The organism is Pseudomonas sp. EA_65y_Pfl1_P113, from assembly GCF_963970525.1.
GTDB classification, from domain to species: Bacteria; Pseudomonadota; Gammaproteobacteria; order Pseudomonadales; family Pseudomonadaceae; genus Aquipseudomonas; species Aquipseudomonas tritici.
Genome location: NZ_CAXAQM010000432.1, coordinates 1 through 490 on the forward strand (window position 1 = coordinate 1; position 490 = coordinate 490).

The 490-nt window shown below is 59.0% G+C and carries 1 protein-coding gene; it reads left to right on the forward strand.

Annotated elements, in window-relative coordinates; translation table 11 throughout:
- Nucleotides 1-149 precede the first annotated feature (149 nt).
- On the forward strand, nt 150-490 hold a 341-nt coding region (locus AACY52_RS30425), incomplete at its 3' end, for a hypothetical protein (protein ID WP_339561400.1).

Here is a 490-nt window from a genome sequence, read left to right on the forward strand (position 1 = left end):
GCGCATCCTTGCGACGAAAGTCTGGATAGGATATCTAACGAATCGTTCTGAGCGATGATGCCCGTTTGGCGACGGGTGTTAGAGTAGAGCCTATCGGGATGCCCGGCCTTCGTGCCGGGTTTCCTTTATCCAGTCATGGAAACCCCCTTATGGTGACCAATCGTCGCTCCCGGCGATTGGGCAGTTCTTCCCGGTCGCGCAAACCGATCGAGCGGACGACAGCTGGAAGAACCGCATTGGGGGTTATCGGCCGCCGCGTGATTGCGGCCAAGCTGGCTGAATCGTGCTTTGACGCGGCAAACCACGCCAAGATTCGTGCTTTCACACGGAAAAGTCATTTTGGGGAAGGCGGTGTGCTCGGTGCGGGCGCAGCGCGGACCGACTTGGCCCTTGAGGGATTTTCGACGCCCGCTTTCGAAGGCGCCCTCCCCCGATATCGTCCCCAAAACGGACTTGTCGTTCCTGGACGGGGCGTGATAAAGAGACGTAG